The organism is Halalkalibacter oceani (assembly GCF_040544555.1).
Taxonomy (GTDB): domain Bacteria; phylum Bacillota; class Bacilli; order Bacillales; family Bacillaceae_D; genus Halalkalibacter; species Halalkalibacter oceani.
Genome location: NZ_JBEPKD010000005.1, coordinates 1 through 15,513, shown reverse-complemented (window position 1 = coordinate 15,513; position 15,513 = coordinate 1). Strand labels below are relative to the sequence as shown.

At 31.2% G+C, this 15,513-nt stretch carries 18 protein-coding genes and 1 pseudogene; 18 read left to right on the top strand and 1 reads right to left on the bottom strand.

Translation table 11 applies throughout. The annotated features are described in order from the left end of the window. Positions 1-2: 2 nt before the first annotated feature. The 15 genes from ABMB67_RS07560 to ABMB67_RS07490 all read left to right on the top strand — a co-directional run bounded on the left by ABMB67_RS07560 (position 3) and on the right by ABMB67_RS07490 (position 12,998). Entirely contained in the window at positions 3-1,499 is a 1,497-nt protein-coding gene (locus tag ABMB67_RS07560) for a hypothetical protein (RefSeq protein ID WP_354571583.1), read from the top strand. A gap of 13 nt (positions 1,500-1,512) precedes the next feature. After that, entirely contained in the window at positions 1,513-2,532 is a 1,020-nt protein-coding gene (locus ABMB67_RS07555) for a hypothetical protein (protein ID WP_354571582.1), read from the top strand. A 12-nt stretch (positions 2,533-2,544) separates the two neighbouring features. After that, positions 2,545-3,657: a RecB family exonuclease gene (locus ABMB67_RS07550; protein WP_354571581.1), complete on the top strand. Its 1,113-nt coding sequence runs from the start codon at positions 2,545-2,547 to the stop codon at positions 3,655-3,657. Positions 3,658-3,676: 19 nt separating this feature from the next. Then, the gene (gene dnaE, locus ABMB67_RS07545) at positions 3,677-6,784 is read left to right on the top strand and encodes a DNA polymerase III subunit alpha (protein WP_354571579.1); all 3,108 of its coding nucleotides are present in this window, start codon (positions 3,677-3,679) and stop codon (positions 6,782-6,784) included. A gap of 19 nt (positions 6,785-6,803) precedes the next feature. Next, positions 6,804-7,499: a 3D domain-containing protein gene (locus tag ABMB67_RS07540; protein WP_354571577.1), complete on the top strand. Its 696-nt coding sequence runs from the start codon at positions 6,804-6,806 to the stop codon at positions 7,497-7,499. Positions 7,500-7,519: 20 nt separating this feature from the next. Beyond that, the gene (locus ABMB67_RS07535; protein ID WP_354571576.1) at positions 7,520-7,744 is read left to right on the top strand and encodes a hypothetical protein; all 225 of its coding nucleotides are present in this window, start codon (positions 7,520-7,522) and stop codon (positions 7,742-7,744) included. After that, positions 7,741-8,292, top strand: a complete 552-nt coding sequence (locus tag ABMB67_RS07530; protein ID WP_354571819.1) for a guanylate kinase — start codon at positions 7,741-7,743, stop codon at positions 8,290-8,292. The genes ABMB67_RS07535 and ABMB67_RS07530 overlap by 4 nt, the downstream gene beginning before the upstream one ends. A 509-nt stretch (positions 8,293-8,801) precedes the next feature. After that, on the top strand, positions 8,802-9,278 hold the full coding sequence (locus ABMB67_RS07525; protein WP_354571575.1) for a siphovirus Gp157 family protein: 477 nt from the start codon (positions 8,802-8,804) through the stop codon (positions 9,276-9,278). 198 nt (positions 9,279-9,476) lie between these two features. Beyond that, a complete protein-coding gene (locus ABMB67_RS07520) occupies positions 9,477-9,629 on the top strand; it encodes a hypothetical protein (protein WP_354571574.1) in 153 nt (50 codons plus the stop codon). Between the two features lie 482 nt (positions 9,630-10,111). After that, positions 10,112-10,519 (top strand): DUF3307 domain-containing protein, encoded by a 408-nt coding sequence (locus ABMB67_RS07515; RefSeq protein ID WP_354571573.1) that lies wholly within the window; start codon positions 10,112-10,114, stop codon positions 10,517-10,519. A gap of 240 nt (positions 10,520-10,759) precedes the next feature. Beyond that, entirely contained in the window at positions 10,760-10,969 is a 210-nt protein-coding gene (locus ABMB67_RS07510) for a hypothetical protein (protein WP_354571572.1), read from the top strand. 46 nt (positions 10,970-11,015) lie between these two features. Next, positions 11,016-11,921, top strand: coding sequence for a Mom family adenine methylcarbamoylation protein (locus ABMB67_RS07505; protein ID WP_494337745.1), 906 nt, complete (start codon positions 11,016-11,018; stop codon positions 11,919-11,921). A gap of 32 nt (positions 11,922-11,953) precedes the next feature. Further along, positions 11,954-12,463 (top strand): hypothetical protein, encoded by a 510-nt coding sequence (locus ABMB67_RS07500; protein ID WP_354571570.1) that lies wholly within the window; start codon positions 11,954-11,956, stop codon positions 12,461-12,463. Next, the gene (locus ABMB67_RS07495) at positions 12,444-12,677 is read left to right on the top strand and encodes a hypothetical protein (RefSeq protein ID WP_354571569.1); all 234 of its coding nucleotides are present in this window, start codon (positions 12,444-12,446) and stop codon (positions 12,675-12,677) included. The genes ABMB67_RS07500 and ABMB67_RS07495 overlap by 20 nt, the downstream gene beginning before the upstream one ends. Before the next feature lie 138 nt (positions 12,678-12,815). Continuing rightward, positions 12,816-12,998 (top strand): hypothetical protein, encoded by a 183-nt coding sequence (locus tag ABMB67_RS07490; protein WP_354571568.1) that lies wholly within the window; start codon positions 12,816-12,818, stop codon positions 12,996-12,998. A gap of 20 nt (positions 12,999-13,018) precedes the next feature. Here ABMB67_RS07490 and ABMB67_RS07485 read toward each other — a convergent pair. Further along, a pseudogene (locus ABMB67_RS07485) lies at positions 13,019-13,171 on the bottom strand (DNA cytosine methyltransferase); the annotation flags it as partial. Positions 13,172-13,245: 74 nt separating this feature from the next. On the opposite strand from ABMB67_RS07485, the gene dcm reads away from it, so the two are divergent. The 3 genes from dcm to ABMB67_RS07470 all read left to right on the top strand — a co-directional run. After that, the gene (gene dcm, locus ABMB67_RS07480; RefSeq protein WP_435528559.1) at positions 13,246-14,385 is read left to right on the top strand and encodes a DNA (cytosine-5-)-methyltransferase; all 1,140 of its coding nucleotides are present in this window, start codon (positions 13,246-13,248) and stop codon (positions 14,383-14,385) included. Positions 14,386-14,492: 107 nt separating this feature from the next. Next, positions 14,493-14,714: a hypothetical protein gene (locus tag ABMB67_RS07475; protein WP_354571567.1), complete on the top strand. Its 222-nt coding sequence runs from the start codon at positions 14,493-14,495 to the stop codon at positions 14,712-14,714. Positions 14,715-14,911: 197 nt separating this feature from the next. Beyond that, on the top strand, positions 14,912-15,513 hold a 602-nt coding region (locus tag ABMB67_RS07470; protein WP_354571566.1), incomplete at its 3' end, for an IS110 family transposase.

Below are 15,513 nucleotides of genomic sequence, written 5' to 3'. Positions count from 1 at the left end.
GAGTGCGATTGAATGTCGAGAATATCTCTGACAAGGATAGATTAAAGCTTGAAATTAAGAATAAGATGAAGCCAATTGAAGCAAATGTAGTTGGTTGCTTTTGGAAGAATATAAATCTCTATTTTGATTATTCCGATATGACTCGCCACACCTTCAAAAATCAAGTTTGGCAATTTTATTTTGATATTGGAAAGAAACTGGCAAACAAGAATATAAAAGAGATTGATGACGTTGCAATAAAAACCTTATTGAAAGATAGTAAAAAATCACTCGAAAAATACGTTGAATTTGGTGAATATAATACTATTGAAAAGCTAGAATTTTTTGTTACTGTTGATAATGCCGAGTCATACATTGGTGAATTAAAGAAGTGGTCTGCTCTTTATGACATAATTGATAAAGTTTATCTTGATGACGTAAATGATTTAAATCAATTTTCCGATTTAAACTCAAACGAACTTTATGATTTTGTTATGGCTCATATAAACAATATCTTTATTAATTCAGACGATGGCATCGAGTCATTCGAAATCCAAGATGGTCTTGACGAAGTTATTGACGAAGCAGATAAAGGAGTAAATGTAGGAATGCCAATACCGAGCAAAATTTTAAGTTCGGAAATTGGTGGTGTAATTGATGGACAAATTATCTTGTTTGGTGGATTATCTGGAACAGGGAAGACTACAATTACAATTCAACTTCTCTTAGCTGCTTGTTTTGAAGAGGAAGAGCCTTTAGTAGTTATGCTAAATGAACAGGATGAAAAGCTTTGGAAAAGAGAATTGCTTACATATATAATCAATAACAAATTAGTTCAGAATGACGAAAAAATGTTTGCAAAAAAGAGATGGAGAACAGGTGGCTTTACCGAAGAAGAAAGATCTCTTTTAAATCAAGCAAAAGAGTATCTACAAGAAAAAATGAAGAATAATAAAATCATATTGATTCATTTTAAGTCATATAGTCGTAAGCAAGCAGAGAGAGTGATTAGAAAATATTCTTCTCTAGGTGTTAAGAAATTTATCTTAGATACTTTTAAACTATCATCAGACAGGAATGACAATGAACAGACTTGGCTTTCTTTGCAGGAGGATGTTCGTAAATTTGATGATCTTGTTAAGCCATCTAACCTAAATGTGAATTTATGGATGACTCTTCAGCTTCAAAAGGGAAGTGTTTTAAAGAGATATTTGACTGGCGATAATATTGGTCTTGGTAAGAATGTACTTGATACTGCTTCTGTAACAATACTTATGAGAAGAGTTCGTAATGATGAGTACGCCGGAGAAAAAAATGAAATTAAAGTAATTCAGCCAATTGGAGGTAGTTTGAAATCAGGGAAGCCAATAGAGCTAAATCCAAATAAAAAGTATGTAATTCTATTCTTAGAAAAAAACAGAAACGGTGAATCACAATCCTATCAAATTGTAGCTGAGCAAGATTTAAGTCATTTAGTTTATAAAGAAGTGGGAATTACTGATATACCTTTTGATACATAAGTAGGTGTATACAATGGATGCAAATAGTCTGAAGAAATACATATTTGAAAATGATTTAGTTGAAAGTACACTTGAAAAATTTGAATTTCATAGCTTCAATTACGGAACTAATGAAATCAGATGTGCCTTGCCAGAAGACGAAGACAGAACAAAAGTCTCGATATTTTTAAATGAAAATTTGTCGGTCAGAATATTCACCAAGGGAGAGACAGTCTATGGCAGTATTATTGATCTGATTTCATTTATTGAGGGAACTGATTTTAATAGGGCGTATACAAAATTGTTAGGGGTACTAGGAATAACAAAGCAAAAAAAATATAAAAGCACCGAAGATTATTTATCCTTTTTCAAAGGTATGAAAAGAAAAGTAGTAAAACCTAATTATGCCATCCAAGACTATCTAACATTAGAATCATTAGATATTTATTCAAAATACCCACATATTGACTTGATTAAAAAAGACGGAATTATTGATCTAAATGTTCTCAAGAAGTATGAGGTTAGATTTGATCCGTATACACATAGAATAATTTTTCCTCATTTTAGCTATGAAGATAAAAATAAAATAGTCGGTCTAATTGGAAGAACAGTCATACCATCGTATGATTCATTAAAGATTCCAAAGTATTTTTCAATGCAAGGTATCAAGTATGAGAAAAACAAAAATCTATATGGGTTTAGTCATAACATTGAATATATAAAAAATAAAGGTTTTGTACTAGTTCAAGAAGCTGAAAAAAGCACAATCAAGGCTGATATGTTCAAGGTTCCCTGTAGTGTTTCTGTTGGCAGTCATGACTTATCTGACTTTCAAAAGAAATTGTTAATATCATTAGGAGTAGAAATCATTATATGCTTCGATAAAGATGTTGATAAAGATCATATTCTAAAAACATGCGCAGAGCTTTCTCTATATTCGAGAGTATCTTACACAGAAGATGAATGGGAGTTATTAAAGGATAAAGACGCTATAGTTGATCGAGGATATAAAAAATTTCATTTTTTACTAAGAAATCGTAAATTATATATGTAGGCAGGTGGTAATTTGTCAGAGAGAAAAAGGAGAGTTATTCCGCAAAGGTTTAAAAAGAAATATGGTGATAAATTTCCAATATGGAGTTTTAGCAAGGTGAATACTTTAAATAATTGTGTTCATAGTTATTATTTAGAAAGAATAGAGAAAGTTAGACAGGAAGATAATATCTATTCTTTATGTGGAACAGTGGTTCATGACATCTTAGAAGATTTCTATAATAATAGAATTGACTTTAAAGACATGCTCCCTAAGTTCGAAAGTGATTTTTTAAATATCGAAATATCAGATTTTAAATTTAGTAGTGATCAGAAAAAGCATGATTCTATGAGTGATAAATATAAAAAATGCATAAGCCACTTTCTACGAACACATAAAAAAATGGCTGAAAAAGTTGCAACAGAAAAAGAATTATGGATTGATTTAAATGGTCATGTATTCATGGGTTATGTCGATGCTATACATAAAGATGATGAAGGAAATATCATTATAACTGATTATAAAACATCAACCAAATATTCAACTAAAAAAGTGGAAGAAAATCAAAATCAATTATTATTATATGCTTATGGGCTACATCAAGCTGCAGGTATTCCTTTGCATAAGATTAAATGTAGATGGGGATTTCTTAAATATGTTGATATATCTTATAAATTAAAAAACGGGAAAACAAAAACAACCACTGGAGAAAGGCATAAATGGGTTGAAAAAATAAAAACCCCATTAAAAAAAGATCTGATTCAATTTGAATGTCTTGAGGATTGGCAGGCTCAATTGAGAGTTGAAGATTTAATTGAACAAAATTCTTTAGAGGGTATTCATTCGGAAATAGCTGACAAATATACTTTAAGCGATTCATATGTAGAAGTCGATGTTAATGAGCAAACTATTAGTAATATGATTAGTGATTTAACTGATCTAGTTAAACAAATACTAGATAAAGGAAAAGAAAGAGAAAATTGGAGCCGAGGAGAAATTGAAAAATCTGAAGAGTATTACTGCAATGTTTTATGTGGCGTAAAGAAGCATTGTAATTACTATAAAGATTATTTAAATAAAAATAAAGAAGAGGAAGAGGTGGCAGAGATCGACTTAAATGATTTAAATGAACTGTTGGGACTATAAAATAAGGTAGGTGATAAAAATGGATAATCTTGTAATATATCATTTACATACAATGTTAAGTAATCCGACTGCAGGTACAGGTGCAGATAGTTCAACAAGCTATGAAGCTTATTTAGATTTAGCTGAAAGGTATGAAATGAAGGCTATTGCTTTTTCGGAACATGGTAATATCTTTAACTGGCTAAAGAAAAAAGAAGCAATAGAAAAAAGAGGGATGAAATACATTCATGCAAATGAAGTTTATCTAACAGAGCATAATGACAAAGAAAAAGGATTAATTAGGGATAACTTTCATTTTATGCTACTAGCAAAAAACTTCGATGGAGTTAAGGAGTTAAACAAGTTAACTTCTAAATCGTTTAATCGTGAGGATGGTCATTTTTATTACAATCCAAGAATTACATTCGAAGAGCTTTTTAGTACAAGCGATAATATTTTGATGACAAGTGCATGTTTAGCATCGCCCTTTTGGAGATATATAAAAAAGGGTGATAAAGAAAAAATTAAATTGTTTCAAGATTTTTTTGAGAAAAATAAACATAGAGCTTTTTTAGAAATTCAATATCACGATCATCCTGAACAGATTGAATTTAATAAATGGCTTTATGATTTTTCAAAAGAGTCAGGAGTTCCATTAATTGCTGGAACAGATACTCATGCATTAAATAAGGAGCATCAAGAAGCTAGAAAAATATTGATGAAAGCTAAGGGGGCTTCTTACGGTGACGAGGACTTATTTGATTTAACTTTTAAATCTTATGAAGAGTTAGTTGACATGTTTAAAAAACAAGCAGCAATTCCCAAAGAAGCTTATCTTGAAGCTATTAATAATACAAATATTCTAGCAGAAAAGGTAGAAGAGTTTAGCTTAGATAAAAGTGCAAAATATCCAAAATTATACGATAATCCGATAGAAATATTTAAAGAAAAAATTAAAGAAGGAATAGAAAAAAGAGGAATTAATAGTCTCCCAAAAAAAGAAAAAGAAAAAAGAGTTCAGGCTGTAAAAGAAGAATTTCCAGTATATAAAAAATTAAACACTATTGACTATATGTTGTTGCAAAAAAACATTATTGATTGGTGTGAGGAGAATGGAATTTATCATGGATACGGAAGAGGTAGCGTAAATGGAAGCTATATAGCATATTTATTAGGTATAACAGAAATGGATTCCGTAAAACATAAATTAAACTTCTTCCGGTTTTTAAATCCTAATCGAGTATCTCTTGCAGATATTGATATAGACTTTCCTCCTTCGAGGAGAAAGGAAGTTATTGACTATGTTGCAAACTTAGAAGGTGTTTATTTTAGTGAAATTATAACTTTTAATACAATTGCTTTAAAAGGTGCGATCAGAGAAGTCGGAAGGGCTTTGCAAATGCCTCTTTCTGAAGTTGATGAGATAGCAAAAAAAGTTGATTTAAAAGGAAATATCGATCAAAGCGTCAGAGATAAGTATGAAGAATTGTTTAAGTATGTCGATCTTTTAAGCGGAACTGTTGTGAGCATAGGATCTCATCCTTCGGGATTCTTAGTCTCGCCAATCGAATTGAGTGAAAATATAGGTCTTTGCTATACGAAGGAAAGTAAATATGCTGTTAGTCAATTAAATATGAAAGAACTGGATAGTTTAAACTACGTCAAACTTGACATCTTGGGATTAGATAATATTGAAATTATAAATAATACATGTATATCAGCGAACATAGAAAGATTGACGCCGGATAATATAGATGAGGATGACATGAAGGTCTGGGAATCACTCAGAGAAAGTACATTAGGAGTTTTTCAATGGGAGTCGGCTACTGCTAAATCATACATAGAAAGATTGTTTAGTAAAGACACATTAAAAATCATAAAAAATAATGATTACAATATAAGTATGATTGATTTATTATCAGTTGGAAATGGAGCAATTAGACCATCAGGAGCTTCTTATAGAGATGATTTGGCAAAGGGTATTTTTCATGATAATGGACACGAAGCTCTAAATCGGTTTTTAAGCGATACATTAGGATATCTTGTCTATCAAGAACAAATTATGCAATGGCTGACTGAGTTTTGTGGATTTCACCCTGCAGATTCCGATTCAGTAAGACGAGGATTAGCGAAGAAAAGTGGAACCGAAGAATTCCTTCCTAATATCAGAGAAGGGTTCGTTAGAAGTATGAAGGAAAATTATGATCTCAAAAATGAAGAAGCAGAGCAGATTTTAGATTATTTTATAAAAGTTATAAAAAATGCTAGTGATTACGGATTTAGCTTAAATCACTCTAAACCTTATAGCTATTTAGGATATATTTGTGCTTATCTCCGTCACTACTATCCGTTGGAATTTTTGACCGAGATGATGAACATTAACTTTGACGATCAAGAAAAAACTTCAGACATTATCCAATATGCAAAGCAAAGAGGGATTGCCTTAAAGCCAATAAAGTATGGCAAATCAAAATCCGATTATACAATGAACAAAAAGGAGAATGCAATCTATAAAGGAATTGGGTCAATTAAATTTTTAAATAAAGTTGTGGCTGAAGAGCTATATGATTTAAGTAAAAATAATTATAATTATTTTATTGATTTAGTTTATGATGCTCATAACAAAACTTCTGCCACATTTAAGCACTTAAAAATTTTGGCTAGTTTAATTTTTTTTGAAGAATTTGGTGGCAATAAAAAATTGTTAGATTTAATCGAGAGATATGAAAAAAAATTAAAAAATAAAAAATTGAAAGAAGAAACAAAAGAAAAACGCTTATTAGAGCTAAGAGATGAAGAAATAAAGATGGATAACGAAAAATTAAACATTAAAGAGCAGATACAGGCGGAGATTGAATACTACGGCTATGAAACAACAATCATAGATAAGTCGCCTAAATCAGTCTATATTGTCACTGATATAAATACAAAATATACACCAGTGGTAAGATTATATCGTTTACAAGACGGGGTGGTATTATCACTGAAATGTAAGAAGACTGACATGAAGAAGAATGAGTTCGGTATGTACTCAATTTTAAGCTTAAAGAAAATTTCTGAAAGAAATAAGAGAAGAAAAGTAGATGGGCAGTGGACAGTATTAGATGAAAAGGAACAGTATTTATCAGAATGGGAAGTGCTGAGGTAATTACATAAGGAGTGTTTTGATGTCTTTATATAGGAGGTACGATAAGTACCTTAAAATGGCAAAGAAAAATAAACAAAAATTAATTAATATTGTAACCAGTGTGTTTCTAATAATGACATGTACATATTTAATATTAACAAGTAATCATAGAACCACTTACATCCAAGAACTCGATCAAGAATTAACCATGATGGAAAATCTTACATATGAGTTAGAGGGTAAACTGCTGCAAGAAGAAGATCGCAATGAAAAATTACAAAATGAAAATCAAAGCTTAAAGAATGAGATCCAGCAATTTGAAGAGCGAATAAAAAACAAAGATAGTATTTTACAGGATCAGAGGCAGGAAATTGAAAGACTAGAAACAAAAGTCGAAAATTTTAATAATGTGAGTAGAGGAGGTGGTCATCGAAATTTTAAAATGACTTCTTATACAGCTTTTTGCGATACTGGATGTATTGGCATCACAGCTACTGGAGTAGACGTGAGGAATACAATTTATCATCAAAACAAGAGAGTTATTGCGGTAGATCCAAATGTCATTCCTTTAAATTCAACAGTTCAGATTCAAAGAGAGAATGGAGAGACTTTTACTGCAAAAGCAGTTGACACAGGTGGAGCAATTAAAGGTAATAAAATTGATTTGCTAGTAGGTAGCAAGGAAAAGGCAATTCAAAATGGAGTAGAAAACGTACAAGTTAAAGTATTAAATTAAAATAAATGATGAGGTGAAATATGAAAAACCATAAGATACCTCTGGGAACGAAAGTCAGGATAAATGATAAAGCAGCTTCATTCATGAAAAATGATGTTGGTCAAGTCGGTATTGTAGTAGAACTCCTATCGAATCGCCTTTACGACTATTTTGTTGTGTTTGATGATGGATTTAGGAACGGAGGAAAGTTTAAGGAGGAAGAATTAGACATAATCGAACTTCCAAAAGGAGCTGATTCAAACTGAAGTTATTTATCTTTATGGGAGCTAGTGGTAGTGGAAAGTCAACGATACAGCATTCACTACCAATTCCCTTCATGACTAATCGCACAACTCGCCCTCTAAGAGAAGGGGAAGTGAATGGTTATCACATTCAAAAGGTAACTAAAGAGGAGTTTCTACATCTTCAGAAGATGGGATTCTTCTTTGAAACAACAGAATATGCTGGTGAATATTATGGTACGCCCACTGAATCTATCAATAAGCTATACGATGGGCAGCCTTTTCACTGCACCAAAGACATTAATGGTGTTATTGACTTGAAAAATAAATTAGGAAAAAGAGCGGTTTCAATATACATAAAACCACCTTCTATTATTACGCTGATATGGAGAATGATAAAAAGAAGAGATAGTCTCAAGGCTATTATTAAAAGAATTAAGCATTTAAGACAGACAGAAGAGCTTGAAAATGAAAAATATGCTGATTATGTGATTGTTAATGATGATTTAAAGCAAGCTCAACTTGAAGCACACCAGATAGTAATTAAAGAATTAATCAAAGGAAATGTATAGATATGATAATAGTAAGTATATTGTTAACCCTTTGGATTGTGTTCTCGATACTTGTCGCAATGAGCGATAGCAGCATTAGTTACTTAGATAAGGAAATACATGATAAATTTTTAAGGTTTATCATAGTATTGGTTTATATACCTTTAGGAATAATTCTTTCAGCTATAATGGTCGTGATATTCGTAGTTATGATGGTTATATTCATACCAATTGCTATCATAATGGCTGTAATAACTATTCCAATTAAATTCATTATTCTCTGTACTCTAGCACGAAGTAAAGATAAGCAAAATGATCGATAAAATTGAGCAGCTTATTGAAGAGCATGGAAATAAAATAAAAAATGAAAAGCATTTAATTCTATTATTTTGAATGAAGTTTGACGGAATTGAAATTACTAAAGAAACTATTTCAACTCCTGACTTTCTTAGTAAAGCTACAGATCCACGATTAATACAAAGTGCATTAAGGATATATAAAATAAAAAATAATATTGGAGATGATTTTAAATGAAGCTTTACGAATTAACGGATGCGTATCAACAAGTTTTAGAATTGGCAGAGAATGATTCTGAATCATTTTTAGACACCTTGAAATCTCTTGAGGATGCAATTGAAGTAAAAATTGAGAATACAGCAAAGCTCATTAAGACGTTAGATGGAGAAGCTGAAGTTATTAAAGCCGAAGAAAAACGACTATCTGAACGTCGAAAGGCGCTTGAAAATAAAGTTACTGGATTAAAAAATTATTTAGAGTACGAGTTAGAAAAATTAAATTTAGATAAAGTTAAGGGTGCTATCCTTACTACATCTATGCAAAATAATCCTCCTAGTGTTGAGGTATTAAATGAAAAGAAAATACCTAAAATTTATTTCAAACCTCAACCATCTAAATTAGATAAAACGACTCTTTTAAAGGATCTTAAAGAAGGTAAAGAGGTTGAAGGAGCAGCAATCAAACAAACAAAGTCGTTAAGAATTCGGTAGGCGTAAATAAAGCTAAAAAATCCTTTTATTACAGGCTTTTTGAAGGTTAATATTTGTTTAATTGAAGAAATGTTGGTTTTTAGCCCATTTTTATTAATTTAGTCAATTTAAATTAAATTTAATGAAAAAAGGTCAATATTCAATAAAATTTAGTTTTTATTGAACGTAAGAATAAAAATGCGAAGTGAGGAGGTTTGTATGTTAAAAGCTAATGAATTATTTCATAACACTAGGATTAAGAACGGAAGATATGTTGTAGCAAAGCCATTGAAGCAGCCTTTAATCCGACGTATTAAAGATGCTATCCAAGTGGTTAAAGGAAAAGCAGAGGCAGTTACTTTTGATGAATAGTTCAAAACTTAGTGAAATAAACGATAAACTGAAAGGAGGAAGAAATGAGATACATTCATACAAAGTATTGCTGCGACATTAGTGATCTAAGAGATTTCCTTAGAAAGCTGCATAGTGAGGAATTAGTAACAGTTACTCAAGAAGTTGGATATACGGTGATATGGAAATCAGATGAGAAATATGATCTTAGATAAAAGAACAATTTTATAAAGGAAGGAGGTTTAAGATTTTGACCAATTTTATTATAAACATGCTCACATACTCCACTTACTTGTCAGCAGCTCTCATTATTTTTATGGGATGCTTAGTAACAGTTTGCTTACTTTTATATCCTGTTTGGTTTCTTTTTAATAAAGTTATTTATCGGAGAACAGAAGCTTCAGCTTACTTTATATCCTACATTAAAAATAGGAAGAAGTTCTTAGAATGGAAGAAAGATAATGAAAAGTAAATAAATAAAATTTTATACAAGGAGTGATCAAATGGATCTATTATTATTTGCTATAGCATTTATTGTCATGTTCGTAGGTCATCGAATTGGTGATTATTTACTGCAAACTGATTGGCAAGCTCAAAATAAAGCAATTAATACATACGCAAGGTTAAAACACGTAATAGTCTATTCTTTAACGATTTCATTATTACTGATTCCATTTTTTAGTTGGTACACAGCTTTAATTGTATTCTTATTAACTATGATTGAACATTTCATTATCGACTCACGCAAGCCTATTGTATGGTGGAAGACATTTTTAGAAACTAAGGTTGCTAAGCAGAAAGACTTTAACATTAAGAGCTTACCTTTCTTTGTAATGATTGAGATTGACCAAACAGTACATTATATTCGCATCTTCATTATCGCAGTATTGATTGGATGTGGAGTGATCTAATGAAATGTAATCTCAAAGAATGTTACTGGAATATGTGGACACCTAAACATGAAATGCTTAACAATAACGAGTCCATGGTGTGCGTTAGCGAACGCTTTAACGATCATTATGATGAGGAAAGTGAATTTAAATTAACTCCTAATGATGAAAGATGTTTGTCTTATTTAAACTATCTAGACTTTTGCGGACGTGAAAAAGGTGAATAATAAAGAGTATTTAAGATAAAAAGGAGCTGCTAAGATGACAGTAAAAGAATTAATAGTTGAACTATTAGACTGCAATCTAGATTCTGCATTTGATATTGATATAAAGACTAGTGAAGTAGAGATAAATGAACATGAATTTAACTTAGTTAGTAATAGCGGATATACGACATTAACCATTAAACCAGATGATTATGTGTTAATACATAAAGATGATTATGAAGAGTTGCTTGAGCAATCAAAATAATTAAAATAAATTTAATTAAAAGTTTTATTTTAAAGAATAGGAGGAGATTGTTGTAGAGATAGTTAAAAATACTAAACTAAATGGAAGGTTATTAATTAAGGAAATTGATTATAAAGTCGCTAAAGAAATGATGATAAACAATCACTATTCAAAGAAATGGAATACGGCTTTCGGGAAGATAAATATTGGCATTTTTAAGGATAATAGATTATTAGGCGGGGCTGTGTTTGGAAATTTAATGAACACCAAGTCACATAAAAAAATTACAGAATTAGGTATGGATAGTGTTATCGAACTAAATAGGATGTGGATTGATGACGAACTGGTCAAGAATGCAGAGTCAATTCTAATATCCTCATCTTTGAAAATAATCAAGAAGAAATATCCTCATATAAAATATGTGCAGAGTTTTGCTGATGGAAGATTAGGATGCGGTACAATCTACAAAGCGTCTAATTTTAAATATTTTGGTCATGAAAAAAGCTTATTTTTCGAAGACATGGATGACGGTGAAGTTTTTCATAAGGTTCCATTGGAATGTACGAATAGACCTCAAGGATTTTTAAAAAAAAACAGAAGATACTTAGACGATAAGTTAAAAGCATTCTACGTTAAAACTTATAGATACATATATCAAATAGATAAAAATCATAAAGTTAAATTAAAAGAACTTCCTTATCCAGAATATGAAAAAGGATTGGAATATGTCAAACATAATCATTCGATTGGTTTACTAGTAAGATTAGCAATAATGTATGAAAGTATAAACGATGAAAAATATTATAGAAAAGTTATTAACCATTTAAATGAATTAGGATATGAAGAAAAAGAAATTACGGATGAATTCAATAAACAAAACAAAAATAAAAGTATAATATGGTTTAAAAATAAATATATAACAAATGAAAAAAATCTACATAAAATTCAAGACAGTAGAATTATGGCTACATAAAATTCCTGTTTTATTCAAAGAGGAGAAATTAAATGAAGACAAAAAAAGAAAGATGGCGATATTTGTATGATAAATACGTTAATCGCAAAAATAAAAACTCTAAACCATTCAAAGCAGTAAGAGTTGAAGATGGGAAGCCTCTTGAAATTCCCTTTGTGGTAAAGCCACCTAAAAAAATAAATCCGAAGGTAGATAGGAGTGATACAATGGGAACGGTAAATATTAACGGAGTTACATATCAAGGAAATAGTATTGTTGTCAATAATGGAAGAGTGATCATTGATGGTAAAGAAGCAGTGCCGACCAAACAAAAAGAAATTAATATTCAAATCCAAGGTGATGTTAAAATGTTGAGTATAGATTCGTGTAACTCGTTAATGGTTAACGGTGATGCTGGCTCTGTGAAAACTACATCTGGCGACGTTGAAATTGGTGGAAATGTAAATGGAAGTGTATCTACGGTTTCTGGAGATGTAGAGTGTGGCGATATTAGAGGGAGTGTATCAACGGTAAGTGGTGATATTGACAGTAGATATAGATAAAGGAGCTATTATGAACTATTATAAAGTAAAATCCGACTCAAATACTACATTTATAAGAGCTTTTAGTCATGAACATGCTGAAATGATAGCTAAAAGGATATTTGAATGGAAGGATATAGATACATATCTTGTCCAGGAGAGTGAAATAGAGTGGTTTGGATTACATAAGGTGATTAATTTAGATGGGGAGTTTGACTTTTTAGGAATTGAGTAAACAAAATAAAAAGGAGGGGAGTACTCCCCTCATCAATAAAAATATGTCGAATATGACTTGTTATTATTTTACACTTTAAAAAGGTAAGTGTAAAATAATAGATCCTAAAATGAATTTAAATAAAAGAGGTGATTTTTTATGGACAAGTTAATTTCATTAAATATTAGGGGCTATAGCAATAAGGAAGATTTAGTAAATGCTTTAACTAATAGTGGATATATTGTTGGTGCTGAGTTGGTAAAAGAAGGATATGAAACCAAGGGATGGCGAGCCGATATTTATAGCAGAGTGAAGGATGACAGTAACAAAAGGCAAAAATAAGAGATTAATAAAATAGAATTTTTATTAGTGTTATGTATGGCACAATAAGATTCTATGGCATATTTATCTATTTCGCTGAATCCGACTAATTCAAAATCAATTCCCAAATTGGATAAAGCTTTTTCAAATGCGCCAATTCCACTGAACAAAGACAACACTTTTAAATTTCCTATAATAAACAACTCCTTATATTTTTATTTTTGTTTTATAAGACTTCTTTTTCAATAAAAATTCTAATTTAGGTGACATATCTAAAGTAAACCCTAATGATATTGCTGATTTTAATTTAATGACTTACGGATTTCCATGTCAGGATATATCAGTTGCAGGTAGACAGAATGGTTTCTCAGAGAATAGCGATACTCGTTCAAGCTTATTATGGGAAGCTATGAAAATAGCAAAAGCGAAGAAGCCAAAATATATGATTGCAGAGAATGTTAAGAATTTAATAGGAAGGAAATTTAAAGATGATTTTGATAAGTGGATCAATATGCTAGATGAGTTAGGATACAATACATATTATGAAGTGCTAAATGCAAAAGACTTTGGTATTCCTCAAAATAGAGAACGGGTTTTTGTTATCAGTATTAGAAAAGATATTGAAGCAAATGAATTTACCTTCCCAGTTGGAAAAGATGAGGGGATTCGCCTAAAAGATGTACTTGAGCAGCAGATTGGAGATAAATACTATTTAAGTGAAGAAGTACAAAAACGTTTTAAATTTAATGAAAAATATAATCCGAATACGGTAGACACAACTGCTCCAGAGTTCAGAACAATTGGTCAAAGCGATATTGTATATGGTACAGAAGGTGTGATGGGTACATTATTGGCAAGGGATTATAAACAACCAAAACAGATCATTGAAGTTGTTGGCGAGTTAGATATCAAAGGTCAAGATGTAATTAAACGAGTTTATTCATCGGAAGGTTTATCTCCAACTCTAACAACTATGCAAGGAGGAAATAGGCAACCAAAAGTAATTGAGAAAGAAGAAAACAAATTAAATTTTGTTGGCGGTATTGGTGAAAAAGATTGGGTTGGTGATGGTAAGGGTTTAAGTCGAAATTATCCCCAAGGAAATCGTGTATATGATTCAAATGGAATCGCAGCATCTCAGACCGCCAATGGAGGAGGGTTAGGTGGAAAAACAGGGTTATATTTAGAAAATAATTTTGCAATCAGAAAATTAACACCTAAAGAATGTTGGAGACTAATGGGATTCACAGATAATGATTTTAATACTGCTAAAGAATCATTAAATCAAGAATTCTATAAAGGTAAAGATAGATCTGATTCACAGCTTTATAAACAAGCTGGTAATAGCATTGTAATAAATGTTGCAGAAGCTATTTTCAAAGAAATGAAGAAAAGTAGTTTAATTTAATACATAAATGATAAATTGAAAAATACCACACATAAAAAAACGTTGATATATAAGGGTTTTTGAGACCTAATATTTCAATAAAATCCAACTTTTAAGGGAGGTTCAATTTGGTTAAAAAGAAACTAGTTAAAGTAGAGGAAAATAAACAACCACACCCAGAATCTCCTGCACAAATTATCTTAAATTACACAAAAGAGCTTTATGGGATGAAATGGGAAGAGGTTAAATCTAATTACAGCTCACAGCAGATTTCGGATATGTACAATAAAGCAGTGAAAAAACATAGAGAAGAAAATAAACAAAATAAATTAAATAAATCTATTGACTAATAAAATAAAAATAATTATAATTGAGGTACAAGTTAAGAGGGAAGTTAAATAAGCTTCTCTTTTTATTTTAAAGGAGGATTCCTGTAATGAAGAAATTTGAGGATTGATCAAAAAAAGAGCCCCTTGGTATGATACGAGGTGTCCAAAGCTTCGAAGCAAAAATGGACCCTTAAATTAGTAACCAAGGAGGACTCGTAATGAATTATACTCAAAATCACAAAATCTCGCAAATCACACCATCAACTCTCATTATTGGCATTGATATTGCCAAAGACAAACATGTCGCACGTGCTCAAGATGATCGTGGATTAGACTTTGGAAAGCGTTTGATCTTTGAAAATCGAATCTTTGGCTTTGAAGCCCTCGTTGAGTGGGTAAAGCAACACCAAGAAAAACACAAGAAGAATCACGTCATTTTTGGCGTAGAACCAACAGGACATTATTGGAAGAGTCTTGCTTACTATCTAACGGCAAAAGGTTACGACTTTGTCGTCGTGAACCCAATGCACGTTAAGAAAAGTAAAGAACTCGACGACAATTCACCGACGAAAAATGATACCAAGGATGCCAAAGTGATCGCACAGCTGATGAAAGACGGGCGATACTCCGTACCGAATCTCTTAGAGGGCATTTATGCCGAACTGAGGGAAGGCGCCAAAATAAGAGATCAGCTCGTTGAACAGCTTATGATCACAGAAGGTCGTATTCAAAATGTGATTCAACGCTACTTTCCAGAGTTTTTCGATGTGTTTGGAGATTGGGAAGGCAAAGCCGCTCTCTGTACCTTAAAGCTGTTTCC

Bases quoted from the DNA above. Each gene is read 5' to 3' on its own strand.
- ABMB67_RS07510 (WP_354571572.1), top strand. From the start codon at position 10,760: ATGACAGTAAAAGAATTAATAGTTGAACTATTAGACTGCAATCTAGAT.
- ABMB67_RS07535 (WP_354571576.1), top strand. From the start codon at position 7,520: ATGAAAAACCATAAGATACCTCTGGGAACGAAAGTCAGGATAAATGAT.
- ABMB67_RS07540 (WP_354571577.1), top strand. From the start codon at position 6,804: ATGTCTTTATATAGGAGGTACGATAAGTACCTTAAAATGGCAAAGAAA.
- ABMB67_RS07525 (WP_354571575.1), top strand. From the start codon at position 8,802: ATGAAGCTTTACGAATTAACGGATGCGTATCAACAAGTTTTAGAATTG.
- ABMB67_RS07515 (WP_354571573.1), top strand. From the start codon at position 10,112: ATGGATCTATTATTATTTGCTATAGCATTTATTGTCATGTTCGTAGGT.
- ABMB67_RS07555 (WP_354571582.1), top strand. From the start codon at position 1,513: ATGGATGCAAATAGTCTGAAGAAATACATATTTGAAAATGATTTAGTT.
- dnaE (WP_354571579.1), top strand. From the start codon at position 3,677: ATGGATAATCTTGTAATATATCATTTACATACAATGTTAAGTAATCCG.
- ABMB67_RS07520 (WP_354571574.1), top strand. From the start codon at position 9,477: ATGTTAAAAGCTAATGAATTATTTCATAACACTAGGATTAAGAACGGA.
- ABMB67_RS07500 (WP_354571570.1), top strand. From the start codon at position 11,954: ATGAAGACAAAAAAAGAAAGATGGCGATATTTGTATGATAAATACGTT.
- ABMB67_RS07490 (WP_354571568.1), top strand. From the start codon at position 12,816: ATGGACAAGTTAATTTCATTAAATATTAGGGGCTATAGCAATAAGGAA.